Source organism: Acidimicrobiia bacterium, from assembly GCA_040881685.1.
GTDB lineage: Bacteria > Actinomycetota > Acidimicrobiia > IMCC26256 > PALSA-555 > SHVJ01.
Genome location: JBBECS010000050.1, coordinates 198,677 through 214,738, shown reverse-complemented (window position 1 = coordinate 214,738; position 16,062 = coordinate 198,677). Strand labels below are relative to the sequence as shown.

Below are 16,062 nucleotides of genomic sequence, written 5' to 3'. Positions count from 1 at the left end.
GCTTGACCTCCCCTAAGGCGTCAGACCGAGGCGCTTGGCGATGACCTCGTTCATGTTGGACTCGTATGCGCTGTGCGCAGGCCGTGCGGACCTTGCTGGACAACGAGCCGCAAGTAGCGGAACGGCGGGAGTGTTCTCGCGAGCTTGGAGTGTCAGTAGCCGCCTTCGAGAGCGTCGAGGGCTCGCTCGACGCCGCAGAGCGCCGTGGCCAGGAGGTGGCGCTCGAGCGGTGAAGTGTCGAGGACGTCGCGGGCCCGGTAGCGCTCGACGAGCGCTACGACCGTCGAGGCACGGTCGATGACGGCCTCGACGAAGCCGCCGAAGTCGTCGACGTCGTCGAGCTCGTCGATGTCGTCGGGGTCGGACGGTGCTGCAGGTCGCCCGCCGTCGCGGTTGGCGATTGGGAGGGCGACGACGATGGCCCGAACGCTGTCAGGGTCGACCTCGGTGTAGAGCTCGGTCGTTGCGATGGACGCGTGACCGAGAAGCTCTTGCACAGCCCGGAGATCGTGGGTGATCGCCAGCGTCTGGGTGGCCACGGTGTGTCGGAGGCGGTGCGGCGTGACTCCGACGAGGCCGGCGGTCGCGCAGACTTCGGCGAAGAGGTCGCGGAAGATGCCCTCGCGGACCGCCCGTGATGGATCAGGCGTGGCGAAGACGAAGCCGGTGCGGGTGGATTCAGAGCGTCCGGTCAGGCACTCGAGGAGCGCGTTGTGGATTGGAACGGTGCGCGGCTTGGGTCCCTTGCGGCCTGATCCCTTCCCGGTGACGCGCCAGGAGGCCGGAGGAGTGAGCGTGAAGTCCGACCAGCGCGCGGTTCTGACTTCGGTGAAGCGGGCGCCGCTGAGGGCGAAGAGGAGGCCGAGAAGCTCGTGGTCGCCGCCAAGCGAGCGGGCGCCGGCGACGAACGCATCGAGCTCCGCAGGCGAAAGCGGTCGCGGGAGGCGGTGCGGATTCGGTAGCGCGCGCAGGTCTGTGAGCGCAGGATTGCTGCCGTCATCGCGGCCGAGGGCTCCTCGGAAGAACGCGCTGAGGGCCTTGCGGGCCTGATTTCGTGACGCGCTTGTCGCCGGGACGGTCAGCCACCATGCGCGTAGCGAGTCGCCGTCGGCGTCGCGCAGCGCCACGCCCTGGCGTTCGAGGGCCACGCCGGCCGCGCGTACGCGCCGCTCGTAGAGCGCGGCGGTGTTGCGGGCGTACTGCTCGGCGGCGAGCCATTCGCGGAAGGTCGCGAGGTCGTCGACGTTCTCGGGTCGCATGCCCTTCGTCGTATCGCGTCGTTGCGCGCGCGTCCAACAATCGAGAAGCGTGCGCGCGGGTAGGTGAGCGTGAGCCCTTCTACGGGAGGCCGTCGGCGACCGCGCCGCGTGGATCAATTTCCGTGACGGCGCGGCCGTTTCCCCTTCCCTTGACCTCGTGGGCGGTCTTCTCACCGTGGCAGCGTTTACAGAGGGCTTGGAGGTTGTGCCAGGCCCAGGGCGCGCCTCCATCGGCTAGCGCGATGACGTGATCGACGTCCACGCTTGGGCTAGGGCAGAGTCGGCAGGTGGGTTCGCTTCTGAGGACTTCGGCGCGTACGCGTCTCCATCGGGCGGAGTCGTAGATCGGGTGGCGGTTGCCGCGCTTGGTCCGGTGGGTGGGGCATGGCGCGGAGCGGGGACAGTACGGGTTGGAGCATCGTCGTCGGGGTCGGGGTGGCATTCAGACGTTGCCGCTACGTGAAACCGAGGTCGCCGTTGTGGCGCTGGATCTTGAGCAAAGCTTCGTGAACCCCGTCCGCGATTTGAGAGTAGAAGCCGGCCTCGGTGAGGAGGCTGCCCTCGACGTTGACGTAGACGTTGAGGTCGCCCGCCGTGCCGCCCGTTTGCTCGAGCGCGGCTTCCTGGCTCTGGGTGCGGACGCGTTCGCCTGCCTTGAGCAACGTGAGGACCTCTTGGCCCGGTCGACCCTTGACGATGCCGCCTTGGTGGAAGGTCGGGAGCGGGTTGTCGGGGAGGTCGAAGAGCGTGACGCCGAGGACGGAGACCTTGTTGGGCAGGAAGTGGTTGATCTTCTTGGCGACCCAATTCCAGGCGTCCTTGAAGGCGTCGAGGATCGCGTCGGCGATGTCGCCGACGAAGTTCGCGATGGCCTTGACGCCTTCCCAGAAGCCGTTGATGAGGGCCTTACCGAGCGCGAGGCCGGCGCCGACGAGCGCCAGGCCGAAGGCGATGATGCGGCCTGGGAGCGCGGCGATGAAGCCGACGACGGCGTTGATGGCACCGGAGACGATCGACTTGATGGTCTCCCAGACGAAGCGCACGACGGCGACGAGCGCGTCCCAGGCGGCGCCGAAGGCGATGCCCACGAGCGCGAGGCCAGCCTTGACGATCGTGACGATGGTGTCGAGCGCGTAGCCGACGATCGCGGCGATGAAGTCCCAGACGCCGGAGACGACGCTCTTCACCCCATTCCAGAAAGTGTCCCAATCGAGCGTGAAGACGCCGATGAAGACGTCCAGGATGCCCTGGATGAATTCGACGGCGGCCGAGATGACGCCGAGCACGAAGTCCCACGCGCTCTTGATCGCTTCGACGATGTAGCTGCCGAAGTTGTCCCACAGGAACAGGACCACGGCGACGCCGGCGCGGATGACCTCGATGATGGTGTCGAGAACATCGCGCGCGATGGGGAGCACGACGCGCTTGATGTAGTCCCACGCGTCCACCGCGGCGCCTCGGACCGCTTGCCAGACCTTGCCCCAATCGACACCCATCGCGGTGGCGGCAACCGCGAGCGCGACGACAGCCGCGATGAGCGCCCACACGCCGCCAGCGAGGATCGCGCCGACCGCGGTGGCGATAGCGCCGAGGACGTAGACCACCGGGCCCGCTGCAGCGGCCACCGCGGCCAGGATGAGCGCGATGCGCTGGCCGGTGGGGCCGAGCTCGTCCCATCCCTTGAGGAGGCGCTGCACCCATCCGAGGAGCTTCTCGCCGATCGGGAGGAGCCGCTTGCCGATCGCGGCCGCGAAGTCCTTGAGGAGCGCCGTCACGGTGCGTTGCTTGTTGGCCGCGCCGTCAGCCGTCCGCCCGTAGTCGCCGACCGCCTCGCCGGCGCCTTCGAGCATGAGCTTGTAGGTCGCGATGGCCTTCTCTTGATCGGTGAGCGCGTCGACGTTGTCCTTGCCGGTGTCGGCCATGGCGCGCTGTTGGACCGCGGCGGCGGTGATGGTCGGCACGAAGCGTTGAAGCGCGTCGTACTCACCACGAAATGCTGCGGTCTGCGCGGCGAGCACCTCGGAGATGTCGGCGTTGTGGAAGCTCGCGAAGTCGCCGGCGAGCTCCACCATCCGCTTCGACATTGCCGTCGTGGGCTCGAGGCCGATGTGGAGCTGGCGGAACATGTTGCCGAAGGTGCTCGAAGCCTCGAAGGCCTCAGCTCGGGAGAGCCCGAAGGCGCGGGCGGAGTTGCTGGCCCAACGTGAGACGTCCTTGAACATCGCCTCGAAGATGACCGACGCCTTGTTCCTCGACTCGTTGAGGTCGCTCGCAAACTTGAACGACGCGCCCGCCGCGGCGAGAAGCGGCAGGGTGATGAAGGTCGCCATGCGCGCGCCACGCCGGCGGAGGTCCTCACCGAAGTTGGTGAAGGCCTGGGAGACGCGGGCGATGACCGGCTTGGTCGCCGACTCGATCATGGCGCCCGCGCGCGCGCCGAAGCCGGGGTCGAGCCGGGGGACGAGGTCGACGTAGGCCTGGCCGGCTTGGAGCGCCATCGGGCTAGCTTCCTACGCGGTCAGGTCGACGAGCGAGAAGGCGTGCGGCCTCCGAATCTCGATTCCCACACGCGACTCGCACCGAAAGACGATTCGGTTCGTCTCGAAACCGGTAGCAGTCGCGCTCGAAGTGTCACCCTCGATCGGCATCAAAGTCCCCTCGCTCCACGTGATGTTCGAGAGCTCCCTCTCCCGAACGCGAATCGATGAGGGGGAAAAGTCGCCGAGGATCGCCTCGCCGTCGTCGAGGACGTCTGTGATGGCCACGCTCGTGCCCCACAGGGCTTGCCGTGCGCGATCTACTGGCAGGCGTTGACCGGTGCCGCCCGCGTCTCCGAGGACGAATGACTCGTCGGATTTCAGGAGCTCGAATTCTTCCCATTGGGCCGGCGACATCAGAAACAGGAACGGGCCGGTGAGGCGCAACACTTGCAGCGCGGTCAACGCTTTCCTCGTCGTCGTGAGGATGTCGGTGGCAAACTCCTGCGACGACGTACCGCTCAAGGTCTTGAGGCCGTCGAATTCGTCGAGACCGGCGATGCCGGAGTCGCCCTCGACCACGAGGCGCTCGAGCTCGCGCACGACGGCGTCGAAAAGGACTCCGTCAAGGAATTGCCCCACTTCGGAAGCATCCGCGAGGAGTCGACGATGCACCGGTGTCGACAAAGTTGCGATCGTTCGGACGGTGTCGTCGACCTTCTCGAGCTCCACGTCCGACGTCGGCTTCAAGGCCCCCGCGGGCACCGCTTGCGCGTTGAGCTCGCGTATGACCTCGCGGTAGTAGGTGAACGAGTCGGTGCCCTCCACCGGCAGGCGCCCGATCGCTGACAGGAACGTCGCCGGACGGTCCTCAAGCGGAGCGATGGCCGGCGTGACCGCGGGCGCGGTGAAGCCGCCGGACGGAAGCTCCTTGAGCCCAGCGCGCCGAGCCGCGTCACCGAACGCGCTCGAGCCCCGGCGAGTGACGCTCGCGAAGCCGCTGCCACCGAAGGTGCGCCCAATGGTGTCGATCTCCGCCCGAATCTCGGCGTCGCCGGCAGCGTCCATGGCGCGGTTGATGCGGACTCTCAGGTCATTCGCCTCGTCGAGAAGCCCCGTGACTTGCTTGCGCTCGTCCTCGGTGAAGCCGCGACCCGCGTCCGCGGCCGCCTTCGAGATGTCGTGCGCTTCGGTGGCCTTGGCGCGTGCGAGCGCCTTCATCTCTTCGATCGTCATTCGGACCCTCCATGGGTTCCGCGCGTCGTGCGCGCGTCGCGTCAAGAACGCGAGCCCTCGGGTCGTCGGCCTTTCGTGGTCCCCGGTCGGCTGAATCAGCCTTCGGTCGTCCCGTGTCCGGCCTTGCCTTCTGCTCGAGCGTCAGAGTAGCGGGCGGCGACGACACGCGCTGCGGACTCGTTAGTCGGGTGGGAGAAACTCGATGCCGAGCTCACGCGCCCGATCCAGGTCCATCACGACCGTCGGCGCCATCGCCTCACCGAAGCGGTACCGGGTCAACGCGACGCGGCGATCATCGAGCCAGTGCGCGAAATCGACCGCGTCGAAATCCGGCCGAACGAAGAGCACCACCGAGCGCAACGTGCGAAGACCTTGAAGGCGAGTGCCGAGCCACGCCGGTTGAATTCGAGGGCCGAGGTCCTCGCCCAGAACATCGAGCGCGTCCTCTGGGAGGTGAAATCGGAGCTCCGCGGCGCCGACCCGGGCCGCGTGCTCGAACTGCTCGAGACTCGCCGCCGGCTCGCCGCGCTCGAGACCGTGACGTGCCCACCACCGTCGGCGATTCATCGGCCATGTCGATGCCAGGCGCGCGGGTCCCAATGCGAAGCCGCCTCGATCGACGACGCTTCCATCGTCTCCAACACCCGACCCGACACGCCGAACCGAATTGGCACCCGAACCGGCGCCGGCTCGACGCGGAGCTCAAGCGTCGCCTTGCACATCGGACACGCCTCGACGACCACACCCGCCAGGACGCGCGCCTCGACGAGCAACGGCCCGGAGCACGCCGGACACGCCACACGCACGAAGCCCGCGTCGTGATCCTCGAGGACGCAACCGCCGCAGGTGTCGCACGCCGTGGCCTCGGCCCGGTCGTCGCGCACTTTTTTCGCTTCGTGCTCGCCGGCCCCGGATACTTTTCGCGCTCGAGGGGCCTGCCCCGGGGCCTCCGCTAAAACACTGCCCGGCGCGAACTTTGTATGACCCTCACTGCCGAATGGTGGTTGGCGGCGCGCGATCTGGCGGTCAACACCCCCTCCCCTTAACCGACGGGTGGCCTCGTCGCTTGTCGTCATGGCTTCTCCTCTTGGGTTGGCTGGCGGGTGCTGGCACGGCTGGCGGGTGTCGCGCTCTTCGGTGGGTACTGGCCGCCGTTGGCTTCGAGGAGTTGGTCGACGGCTTGCTCGGCGCCGGGGTTCCATGTGCGCGCGTAGGCGTCGATGCACTTGCTGTTGCAGAACCAGGCGAGGGGTGGCTCGAGGGTCTTCTTGCACTCGACGCATCGCTCGATGGGCGCGGTTGGCTTGGCGGTCGAGCTCGGGGTGGGGCGCGCGTGGGGGTGGGGGTCGCGCGTGGGGTGGGATGGGTCGCGGGGTACGGGTCGGTCGCTTGGGAGCTCGGCGCGAGTGATCGCGTCGACTTCGGGGAGGTGGCCGTCTGTGCCCGCGGTTCCGCGCGCGTTCATCATGAGTTGTCTGGTCGGCTGGTCGTTCCATACTCCTCGTCGGATCGCGGCGAGTCTGTGTGTGGAACGTGGACCACCCCCTTGGTGGGGTCCACGCTCCCACTCACTTCCTGAGTGGGGTGATCCACACTGGTTCCACACTGGCGGACTGACGGTGTCGCGCCCTCCGCAGACGCACGGAATGGCCTCACAGAGCGATGGACCCTCGCTCTTTTTGCGCCGTCTTCGACCGAAACATCTCCTCGGCCGACGAGCGCATCCAGCGCGGCGCTCTTCACCAGCCGGGAGACTCCGGTGAGCGTCCGGTCGCGGAGCTCGCCCTTCGTGATGCCTTCCGAGCCAGCATCCTCGAGAGCAAGGCTGTACTCCTCCATCACGCGGGCGAGCGCTTCGCGACCTTCGAGCTCCCCCTGGATCGCTGCCCAGCCCGGCGGGTGAAGCGTGAGCTCAAGCGAACCGTCCGGACCCGACGTGAATGCGGTCTCAACGACAGGATCACCGAGCGCCGCGTGGGAGGCGAGCCATCCATCGCGGTCATGCTTGGCCACACGCAGAACGGCATGGCCGTTTTGGCCTCGGCCCCAGGCGCGAGGGGCCTCCAAGGTGAAGCCAACGTCGGCGGCACCGATCCAATGGCCGGCCCCGAGAAGCCAACGCCCACGCCTGTCGATGTTCTTCGCGACGTGACCGATCACGATGGTCGTAATTCCCTGTCGAGCGAGAGGACGGACGAGGAGCTCAAGGAAGGTCGCCGCGGCGGAGTTGCTGTCGATTTCGAGGCCATGGAGCGCCATCAGCGCCGTGAGCCCGTCGAAGATCACGAGATCAGGCTCGACGCCGGAGACCATGCACTCGAAGTTGTCGCGGCCTTCGCCTTCGGTGATCGGTTTGGCTGGCGCTTCGTAGACGATCCACTCGAGCTCTTGTGGCGTGACGCCGAGCTGAAGGAGTCGGCGCTTCATGCTCGGGGCGTTCCCTTCGCCGTCGACATAGATCACGGCGCGCGCGCGTCGCGCCGTCATGTGCGCCTCGTGGAGGGCGTGCCAGCTCTTTCCACCGCCAGGTTCGCCACCGAACACCGTCAGCGCGCCGTCGGGAATTGTCCCGATGCCGTCGGTGCGTGCTTGGCGAGTTGGTGGAGTCGTTGGTTTCGCTTCGACGTCGGCGAGAGATATGCCAAGCCAGGGGGCATCGTCGTCGTTGACCGCGGTGTTACGTTCGTCCACGGTTCTTCCTTCCTTTGGTGAGGTCGGGGGAGTCTTCGAGACGGAGGGCGTCGCTCACGCGGCGCCCTCCGGGCGTTTCCGACCCTGCGCGCGCAGTCACCGCGGCCGCTTCGCGGCGTCGGCGCCGTGCCTGGGCGCTCTTGAGCGCGAGCCCGGCGAAGTACGCCTTGCGCGCGTGCTGGGCGCGTCGAGCGCGCTCGTCCGGCGGGAGTTCTCGGTTCGGGTCGACCTCGTTGTCGAAGCGCTCGAGGAACGCGGCGCGTGCCGGCGCGGTGCCGGCCTTGGGGTCCTGGCGGGCCCAGCGGGAGTGCGCGGCGGCGCGCGCTTGGAGGGTGCGCTCGGTGGGTGGGCTCGCTGTCGTGATGCGTTGAACGTCGGCGACGTCAGGGGTGGAGCGCGTCATCGGGTCCGGCCTCCGGTTGGAAGCGGACCCGGCGCCAACCTCCGGGACCTATTTCGCCGACCGTGCGCTCCCGCGCGGGCTTGCCGACGTCTTGCGAAGCGTCGATTGTCGACGCGTTACCTCACACGGTCAAGCATCAATCCGATCGGATGGGACGTCGCCGACTTCATCGCGCCCTCGTAGGCCCACCAGAGACCGCTCAAGTCGAGCGTGCCGTGGCGAGCGCACGCGGCCTCAATGAGCGTGCCATCGCCGACGACGCGCAGGAGTGGACTGAAATTCACCTCGGGAACGCCGTCGCGTGATGCGGCGCGCTCGAGCGGCCATTCAGCTTCGGCAATGGCTTGGAGTCGGTCGCGAGCCGCGGAAGCGACGTCGTGATCGAGCCAGTCTCGCTCCTTGTCGTGATGGCGGTCAGTGGCGAGGTCATACCGCCAGGTCTTGATGACGGGACCTGCCGGCGTGGAGCGCACCTCGAGGACCGCTTGGCGACAACGCCGGCAGCGGCCCTGGATGATGAGTGGATGATCCTCGAAGCGGAACCGCTCAGTCATGCTCACGCCCTCCACGCGAGGTCGACGCGGTCCGGCTCGGTCGCCATCTCAAAGCACGTCTCCGAGGAGGTCGACGCGCTGATGGGCCTCGAGCGCCCGCTCGGCTGCCGCGGACGCGCCGTAGCGGGCGAGCATCGCCGGCGAGCGCCAGCCGCCGAGTTGGGCGAGGTCGCCTTCCTCGCCGCCTTCGCTTCGGAAGCGGTGGGCGAAGGTGTGGCGCATGACGTGGGGGTGGAGGTTCTTGATGCCGGCGTCCTCGCCGCGCGCTCGCACGACTTGCCAGACGGCGGCAGCACGGAGCGGACCGCGTTGACCGATCCAGAGCCGCGCGTCTTCGGCGAGGCGGTGTCTGGATCGCTCGCGCAAGTAGGCGAGGAGCGCCTTGCCGACTTTGGGCCCGAAGGCCACGGTGCGCTCGCGCCGAAACTTGCCGACGACGTGGGCCGTTCCGGCCTTGCCGAAGTCGAGGTCCTCGACCTCGAGCGCGACGAGCTCGCCGACGCGGACGCCGGTGTCGGCGAGGAAGGCGAGCATCGCGAAGTCGCGGCGACCGAGGAAGCTGGTGTCCTTGCGCGTCGTCGCGAAGAGCCGCCGGAGGTCGTCAGTCGAGAGGACCGGGACAGGTTGGGTTTCGGCGCGTGGCTCTCGGAGGTTGGTGAGGGGCGACCGGGCGACGATCTCCTCTCGCTCGGCCCACCGGAAGAACGCGCGTAGGTGGCGGTAGCGGGTGAGGAGCGTCTCGGCGGCGTCGACGTCGGCGCGCTCGGCGAGCCACCGCGTGACCTGGGCCGTCGTGACTTCGGCGACCGCCTCCGGGGCGTCATCGAGGCCAGCGAGCCAATCCGTGAAGAGCCGGACGTTGTAGGTGCGGTTGTCGATGCTGCGCTCCGCCTTGCCCGCCGCGCGGAGCTCGTAGGAGTGCTCGGTGAGGATCGGAGCGAGGTCTCGCATGGCGAGGAGACTACTCATGTTCTCGTCGGTGAGCGGTGTGCTCGCCATGTGGCCTCGCGAGTTAGCCCGTATGCGCAGGTCAGACTAGGTGCCGAGACCGAGGCGCTTGGCGATGACCTCGTTCATGATCTCGTCGGTGCCGGCACCGATGCGTTGCAAGCGAGCGTCGCGGAAGGCTCGGCTCACGGGCACCTCGTCGAGATAGCCGGCGCCGCCGTGGATCTGGAGACACGTGTCGACGAGCCGGTTGAGCATCTGCGCGGCGTACTTCTTGGCCATCGAGATCTCCATCACCGGGTAGTCGTCGTGCATCAATCGCCAGGCGACGCCGTACACGAGCGAGCGTGCGGCCTCGAGCTCGGTGGCCGCATCCGCCAGATTGTGGGCCACGACCTGATGCCCGGCGAGCGGGCGCCCGAATGCGTGGCGCTGCTGTGCGTACTCGATCGTGTCGGCCAGCACGCGGTCGGCAGTTCCGAGCGACGCGGCTGCGCCCGACATGCGCTCGTACTGGAGCTGCCACATCAGCTGGGCGAAACCCTGCCCGGGCTCACCACCGAGGAGGTTGGCGTGTGGAACGGCCACGGCGTCAAGTGAGATCTCCGCTGTGTCGCTCGATCTCATGCCGAGCTTCTCGAGCTTGCGCGACACGGTGACGCCAGGCAGATCAGTGTCGATGATGAGCACGGAGATACCTCGATGCCCGGCGCCGGGCTCGGTCTGCACGACGCACGTGAGGAAGTCCGCGCGTAGCCCATTGGTGATGAACATCTTCGTGCCGTTCACGCGCCACACGTCGCCATCGCGCTCGGCTCGCGTGGTGATCGCGGCGACGTCGGAGCCGGCATCGGGCTCCGTGATGGCGATCGCGGCGATCTTGGTGCCTGCGATCGCCGGACGCAGGTAGCGCTCCTTCAGCTCGTCGCTTCCGAACTCCGCGATCGCCGGCGTGGCCATGTCGGTCTGCACACCGAGTGCCATGGCGATCGCGCCGCAGCCAGCCTTCGCGAGCTCTTCGACGAACACGATCTCGGCCGCGAGGTCGCCGCCGGCGCCGCCCCACTCCTCTGGGTAATGGAGCCCGAGGAACCCGAGCTCACCCGCGCGGCGGAACACCTCATCGGGGAAGAAGCCCGCGGCCTCCCATTCGTCGACGTTGGGCGCGAGCTCCTTCTCCACGAACCGCCGCACCGACGCGCGCAGCTCGTCGTGCTCGGCCGTGAAGATGGGGTGGGGATTCGGCTCCATACCCCATAGAATGGCGCGTCCTATGGCGCGGTCGATTCTCGAGCGCCGGCTCGTCGACGTGAGTGAGCGTTTGAAGCGTCTTCGAGCCGAGTTGGGCGTGACCCAGGAACAGCTCGTGTTCCTCGAGGAAGAGGCCGAGGACGCCAAGCTCCGGGCGCTGATGGCCGAGACACCCCTCGCCGAGGCGGAGGCGCATGACGCCCGTCGCCATGCCGACGCGCTGGGTGGGCACCGCGACGCGCTCGTGCTCTCGATCGCCGAGCTCGGGCGTGAGCAAGACGCGCTGCTCGACCAGATGGCGGCCGAGCTCTCTGCGCACTGATCTCAGCATCCGGTGCCATGACTGCTGAGACCCCGCGCACGAGGGTCGTGATCGCTGAAGACGAGGCCATCATCCGCCTTGACCTCAAGGAGCTCCTCGAGGAAGACGGCTACGACGTGGTGGGTGAGACCGGACGCGGTGACGAAGCGGTCGACCTCGTTCGCGCGCTCGGGCCCGACTTGGTGATCCTCGACGTGATGATGCCGGGACTCGACGGCTTGTCCGCGGCGCGCGAGATCGCTGGGGAACGGCTCGCCGCCGTGCTCGTGCTCACGGCGTTCTCACAACGCGACCTTGTCGAGCAAGCGCGGGACGCCGGCGCCCTCGCGTATCTCGTCAAGCCGATCCAGAAGAGCGATCTCACGCCCGCGATCGAGGTTGCGCTGGCCCGTCATGCCGAGCTCACCGCGCTCGAGCACAGCGTGCAGGACCTCGAAGAGCGCCTCGAGACGCGCAAGGTGATCGACCGGGCGAAGGGCCGCCTCATGGACGCGCACGGGCTCGATGAGCAGAGTGCGTGGCGTTTCATCCAGATACAGGCTATGAACCAACGGGTGAAGGTCGGAGAGATCGCCCGTAGAGTGGTCGACGGCGCGCTCGAGCCCTGAGGGAAGTCGCATGCGCGTGCTCCGGATGTCGGTCATCGGTGGCGCCGTGTTCGCCGTTGCGTTCGCGGCGCCTGCCGCGGCAGCGCCCGTCGTCCTGACGGACGTGCAGCTGGCTGCGGCCACGCTCGCCGGGGCCGATGTGCCCGGTGGGGGATGGGCCGTCGCGCCGGCCGCGGTGATCGAGCCGGAGCCCCACACGCAGGCCAACGACATCGAGGCCGGCTGGTGTGGAGGGGCCACCGACGGGTACGCAGCTGGTGAGCTGCACGCCGCGGGCGGTGCCACCGCCACGCTGCAGAAGATCGTCGCTGCCGATCAGCCGTACTGGTTCATCTGGGAGAGCCTGCACTCGTTCCAAGAGTCGTTCGGGAACTCACCGGTCACCCAGGCCAAGAACTTCATGAACACGATGCAGACTGCCGCGACCGAGTGCGAGTCGTGGATCGTGATTGGCGGCGAGATCCCCAACTCGGTCTCCGGAGCAATCGCGCCGTTCGCCGCCATCGGCAACCAGCGCTTCGCCGTGGAGATCACCACAAACGGTGACGGCGTGACCGAGACGACCCACGCGGTGTATGTGCGGGTGGCCAACAACGTGATCGTGATCCACACGCGCATCCTGCCGACGGACCCGACGCTGCTCAAGAAGATCGTGAAGAAGGCCACCAAGAAGGTCAGGCAGGCGGCAGCCGCCGCCTGACGTCGCTCCACCGCCAGCTTCCCGCTCTCGGCGCCTTCGACGCCGGGCCGCTCGACTTCGGCGTCGCATCCCGGGCATACGATCGCCCGGTGGCGGAGAAGCTGCTCCTGCTCGACGGGCACTCGCTCGCGTATCGCGCGTTCTACGCGCTCCCGGCCGACCTGAGCACGCCGTCGGGCACGATCACGAACGCGGTCTTCGGTTTCACGTCGATGCTCACCAAGGTGCTCGCCGACGAGAAGCCCGACTACATCGGCGTCGCATTCGACACGCCCGGCGGCACGTTCAGGGACGACCTCGATGCTGACTACAAGGCCGGCCGCAAGGAGACGCCCGCCGTCTTCAGCGCGCAGCTGCCGCTCATCCGCGAGGTCCTGGACGCGCTCGAGATGCCGGTGCTCGAGATCCAGGGGGTCGAGGCCGACGATGTGATCGCCACGCTGGCCACTCGCGCCGCAGATGCCGGCATCGACGTCGTCGTCGTCACCGGCGACCGCGACACGTTCCAGCTCGTCCAGGACCCGCACCTCAAGGTGCTCTACAACAAGCGCGGCGTGTCGGACTACGCGCTCTATGACGAGGCGGGGATCGTCGAGCGCACCGGTGGTGTCACCCCGGAGCTGTATCCGGAGTACGCCGCGCTGCGCGGTGACAACAGCGACAACCTCCCGGGTGTCCCCGGGATCGGCGAGAAGACCGCAGCCAAGCTCATCACGACGTACGGCAACCTCGAGGGCATCTTCGAGCACCTCGACGAGCTCCCTCCGAAGCAGCGTCAGAACCTCGGCGACATGCGCGACCGCGTGTTCCTGAACCGCCAGATGTCGGTGCTCGTGCGCGATGTGGACTGCGGCGTGGAGCTCAGCGACCTCAAGCAGGGCAACTTCGACCGCGAGAAGGTGCGTGTCCTATTCGACCAGCTCGCGTTCCGCACCCTGCTCCCTCGGTTGATGGAAGCCGTCGGTGCGGTCGCGGCCGAGGAAGAGGCTTCCGAGACCCTCGACACCAGGGTGGAGATCCTCCGGGACGCGGCAGCGCTCGCGGCCCGACTTCGCGACGTCACCAGTGCCGGCGAGCCGTACGCGCTTGAAGCTCGGTGGGGCGGCGCGCTCCCGGGGCAGCACATCGATGGCTTGGCGATCGCCACCGGAGACGGTCAGGTCACCTACGCCGCCGGTGATCTGCTCCTCGACCCGCTGGTCACCGAAGCTGGTGGCGCGCTGGTCGCGACGGGCGGGCCGCCGCTGGTCACACATCGCGCCAAAGAGCTCATGCACGGGCTCGGGAGCGATGTGCGCACGCTCCAGCACGACACCGCGGTCATGGCGTACCTGCTCGACCCGGGCGAGAGAAAGTACCTGCTCGAGGATCTGGCGTTGCGCTATCTCTCGCTCGAGGTGCGCTCTCCCGATGTCGAGGAGGGAACGCTCGACTTCGACGGAGGCGCCGCAGTCGAAGAGACTGGGCGACGCGCCGCAGCGATCTTGCGGCTGGCCAGCGCGTTGTCCGACGCCCTTGATGCGCGCGAGCTCACTGATCTGTACGTGCGCATCGAGCAGCCGCTGGTGCGTGTGCTCGCAAAGATGGAGGACGCGGGCATCGGCATCGACCGTATGTTCCTCGACGAGCTGAGCGCGCAGCTCAACAAGGAGTGCGACGCGCTGATGCGGCGCATCTGGGCCCACGCGGGCGAGGAGTTCAACGTGAACTCCACCCCGCAGCTGCGTGTGGTGCTCTTCGACAAGCTCGGGCTCACGCCGGTGAAGAAGACGAAGACCGGCGCGTCAACCGACGCCGACTCGTTGCAGAAGATGGCGCAAGACCATCCGATCGTCGAGGACCTGTTGCGCTACCGCGAGGTGGAGAAGCTCCGCAGCACCTACGCCGACGCGCTCCCACCTTTGATCCAGCCCGATGGGCGGGTCCATGCCACGCTCAAGCAGACCGACACGACCACCGGGCGCATCTCGAGCGAGAACCCCAACCTTCAGAATGTGCCCGTCCGCACCGCTGACGGTCGCGAGTTCCGGCGGGCCTTCGTCGCCGATGAAGGGTGGGGGTTGCTCACGGCCGACTACTCCCAGATCGAGCTGCGCGTGCTCGCGCATCTTGCCGAGGACCCGGGGCTGATCGACGCCTTCGACAAGGGCCTCGACGTGCACACCGTGACCGCAGCGAAGGTGTTCGACGTGCAAGAAGTCAGCGTGACTCCCGAGCAACGGCGCTTCGCCAAGGTCGTGAACTACGGCCTGGCCTACGGCATGGAGGCGTTCGGACTCGGCCAGCGGCTCGGCATCGAGACGGGGGAAGCGCGCGAGATCTTGGACAACTACTTCGACGGTTTCCCGAACGTGCGCGAGTTCATGGTGCACACGATCGACGAAGCCAAGAGCCGCGGGTACACCACGACGATCTTCGGCCGCCGACGTCAGATCGCGGAGCTGTCGTCCGACAACTTCCGGATCCGCCAGATGGGGGAGCGGATGGCGCAGAACGCCCCCGTGCAGGGCTCTGCCGCCGACATCTTCAAGCTGGCGATGATCGATGTCGACCACGAGCTCGACGCCGGCGGCTTCCGCACCCGCATGCTGCTCACCGTGCACGACGAGCTCGTCTTCGAGGTTCCGCTCGACGAGCGCGTCGCCGTCGAGCCCGTCATCCGGAGCACGATGGAGTCGGTCACCGAGCTGCGAGTGCCGCTCGCCGTCGACATCGGCTTCGGCCCGAACTGGGCCGAAGCCAAGTAGCCGCGCGGCTGCTGGTGAGCACGGCTCCGCCCGAGGGGTACTGGTTCGGGCCGGTGGCTCAGTTTCTCGGGCCGGCGTACCTGCGCAACGCTTTCACCAAGGGCACCACCCAGGAGATCGACTTCCTGTGGAACGAGCTCGGTTTCGCGTCGGGGCAGTCGGTGCTGGACATCGGGTGTGGACCCGGTCGCCACGCGCTCGAGCTCTCGCGCCGGGGGATCACGGCGATTGGCATCGATGCGTCGGAAGAGTTCGTTGCTTTGGCCCGTGAGGCCGCGGAGGGCGAGCATCTCAACGCGCGCTTCGAAGTCGCCGACGTGCGCGAGCTGGCGTATGAGAGCGAGTTCGACGCCGCCATCTGCTTGTGCCAGGGGGGATTCGGCCTGCTCGGGGGGCGCGACGAGGTCGATGTGTTCCATCGGATCGTTCGCGCGGTGAAGCCCGGCGGCCCGATCGCGGTATCTGCATTCCACGCGCCGTTTGCAGTGCGTTTCCTCGAGGAAGGCGAGTCGTTCAATCCCGCGACCGGTGTGCTCCATGAGCGTTCGACGGTGCGGAACAGCGCAGGAGACGAGCAGGACTTCGATCTCTGGACGACGTGCTTCACGACGCGCGAGCTCGAGCTGCTCGCCGCGCTCGCAGGGATGGACGCGCAGGCCGTCTACGGCGTCACGCCCGGGCGCTACCGCGCGGTTCCACCCGACCTCGACGCGCCGGAGCTGCTGCTGGTGGGGCGGCGGAGGGCGTGAACCTGTAGCCTGACCGGGCGGTTCTCGGCCGAGAGCCGCGTCGCTCGCGCCCGGGAGGTACCCGTGCCGACGGCGCCGCCCAGCAGCGAAGAAGAAGCAGTTGTCGGATCAGGATGC

Annotated in this window: 16 protein-coding genes; 5 read left to right on the top strand and 11 right to left on the bottom strand. The window is 67.7% G+C overall.

What is annotated here, in order from left to right:
• Nucleotides 1–152 precede the first annotated feature (152 nt).
• From WEE69_13650 to WEE69_13600, 11 genes are all read right to left on the bottom strand, one after another.
• Nucleotides 153–1,259, bottom strand: coding sequence for a tyrosine-type recombinase/integrase (locus WEE69_13650; GenBank protein MEX1146338.1), 1,107 nt, complete (start codon nucleotides 1,257–1,259; stop codon nucleotides 153–155).
• A 455-nt stretch (nucleotides 1,260–1,714) separates the two neighbouring features.
• Complete coding sequence (locus WEE69_13645) at nucleotides 1,715–3,757, bottom strand: hypothetical protein (protein MEX1146337.1); 2,043 nt, start codon at nucleotides 3,755–3,757, stop codon at nucleotides 1,715–1,717.
• Between the two features lie 12 nt (nucleotides 3,758–3,769).
• Entirely contained in the window at nucleotides 3,770–4,972 is a 1,203-nt protein-coding gene (locus WEE69_13640; GenBank protein MEX1146336.1) for a phage major capsid protein, read from the bottom strand.
• 180 nt (nucleotides 4,973–5,152) lie between these two features.
• Nucleotides 5,153–5,539, bottom strand: coding sequence for a hypothetical protein (locus WEE69_13635; protein ID MEX1146335.1), 387 nt, complete (start codon nucleotides 5,537–5,539; stop codon nucleotides 5,153–5,155).
• The gene (locus tag WEE69_13630) at nucleotides 5,536–5,856 is read right to left on the bottom strand and encodes a hypothetical protein (GenBank protein ID MEX1146334.1); all 321 of its coding nucleotides are present in this window, start codon (nucleotides 5,854–5,856) and stop codon (nucleotides 5,536–5,538) included. The genes WEE69_13635 and WEE69_13630 overlap by 4 nt, the downstream gene beginning before the upstream one ends.
• Before the next feature lie 188 nt (nucleotides 5,857–6,044).
• Nucleotides 6,045–6,440: a hypothetical protein gene (locus WEE69_13625; GenBank protein MEX1146333.1), complete on the bottom strand. Its 396-nt coding sequence runs from the start codon at nucleotides 6,438–6,440 to the stop codon at nucleotides 6,045–6,047.
• Complete coding sequence (locus WEE69_13620; GenBank protein MEX1146332.1) at nucleotides 6,437–7,663, bottom strand: AAA family ATPase; 1,227 nt, start codon at nucleotides 7,661–7,663, stop codon at nucleotides 6,437–6,439. Before WEE69_13620 ends, WEE69_13625 begins: the two co-directional genes overlap by 4 nt.
• Nucleotides 7,650–8,066, bottom strand: a complete 417-nt coding sequence (locus WEE69_13615; GenBank protein ID MEX1146331.1) for a hypothetical protein — start codon at nucleotides 8,064–8,066, stop codon at nucleotides 7,650–7,652. The genes WEE69_13620 and WEE69_13615 overlap by 14 nt, the downstream gene beginning before the upstream one ends.
• A gap of 116 nt (nucleotides 8,067–8,182) precedes the next feature.
• Nucleotides 8,183–8,620: a hypothetical protein gene (locus tag WEE69_13610; GenBank protein MEX1146330.1), complete on the bottom strand. Its 438-nt coding sequence runs from the start codon at nucleotides 8,618–8,620 to the stop codon at nucleotides 8,183–8,185.
• A gap of 48 nt (nucleotides 8,621–8,668) precedes the next feature.
• Nucleotides 8,669–9,571: a tyrosine-type recombinase/integrase gene (locus WEE69_13605; GenBank protein ID MEX1146329.1), complete on the bottom strand. Its 903-nt coding sequence runs from the start codon at nucleotides 9,569–9,571 to the stop codon at nucleotides 8,669–8,671.
• 84 nt (nucleotides 9,572–9,655) lie between these two features.
• Entirely contained in the window at nucleotides 9,656–10,819 is a 1,164-nt protein-coding gene (locus WEE69_13600) for an acyl-CoA dehydrogenase family protein (GenBank protein MEX1146328.1), read from the bottom strand.
• A 22-nt stretch (nucleotides 10,820–10,841) separates the two neighbouring features.
• Here WEE69_13600 and WEE69_13595 point away from each other — a divergent pair, with 22 nt between their 5' ends.
• From WEE69_13595 to WEE69_13575, 5 genes are all read left to right on the top strand, one after another.
• Entirely contained in the window at nucleotides 10,842–11,141 is a 300-nt protein-coding gene (locus tag WEE69_13595; GenBank protein ID MEX1146327.1) for a hypothetical protein, read from the top strand.
• A gap of 17 nt (nucleotides 11,142–11,158) precedes the next feature.
• Nucleotides 11,159–11,749, top strand: coding sequence for a response regulator (locus WEE69_13590; protein ID MEX1146326.1), 591 nt, complete (start codon nucleotides 11,159–11,161; stop codon nucleotides 11,747–11,749).
• A gap of 10 nt (nucleotides 11,750–11,759) precedes the next feature.
• Complete coding sequence (locus WEE69_13585) at nucleotides 11,760–12,449, top strand: hypothetical protein (protein MEX1146325.1); 690 nt, start codon at nucleotides 11,760–11,762, stop codon at nucleotides 12,447–12,449.
• 89 nt (nucleotides 12,450–12,538) lie between these two features.
• Nucleotides 12,539–15,196 (top strand): DNA polymerase I, encoded by a 2,658-nt coding sequence (polA, locus tag WEE69_13580; GenBank protein MEX1146324.1) that lies wholly within the window; start codon nucleotides 12,539–12,541, stop codon nucleotides 15,194–15,196.
• 14 nt (nucleotides 15,197–15,210) lie between these two features.
• Nucleotides 15,211–15,945 carry a class I SAM-dependent methyltransferase gene (locus tag WEE69_13575; GenBank protein ID MEX1146323.1) on the top strand — a complete coding sequence of 245 codons (735 nt, stop codon included), beginning with the start codon at nucleotides 15,211–15,213 and terminating at the stop codon, nucleotides 15,943–15,945.
• Nucleotides 15,946–16,062 lie beyond the last annotated feature (117 nt).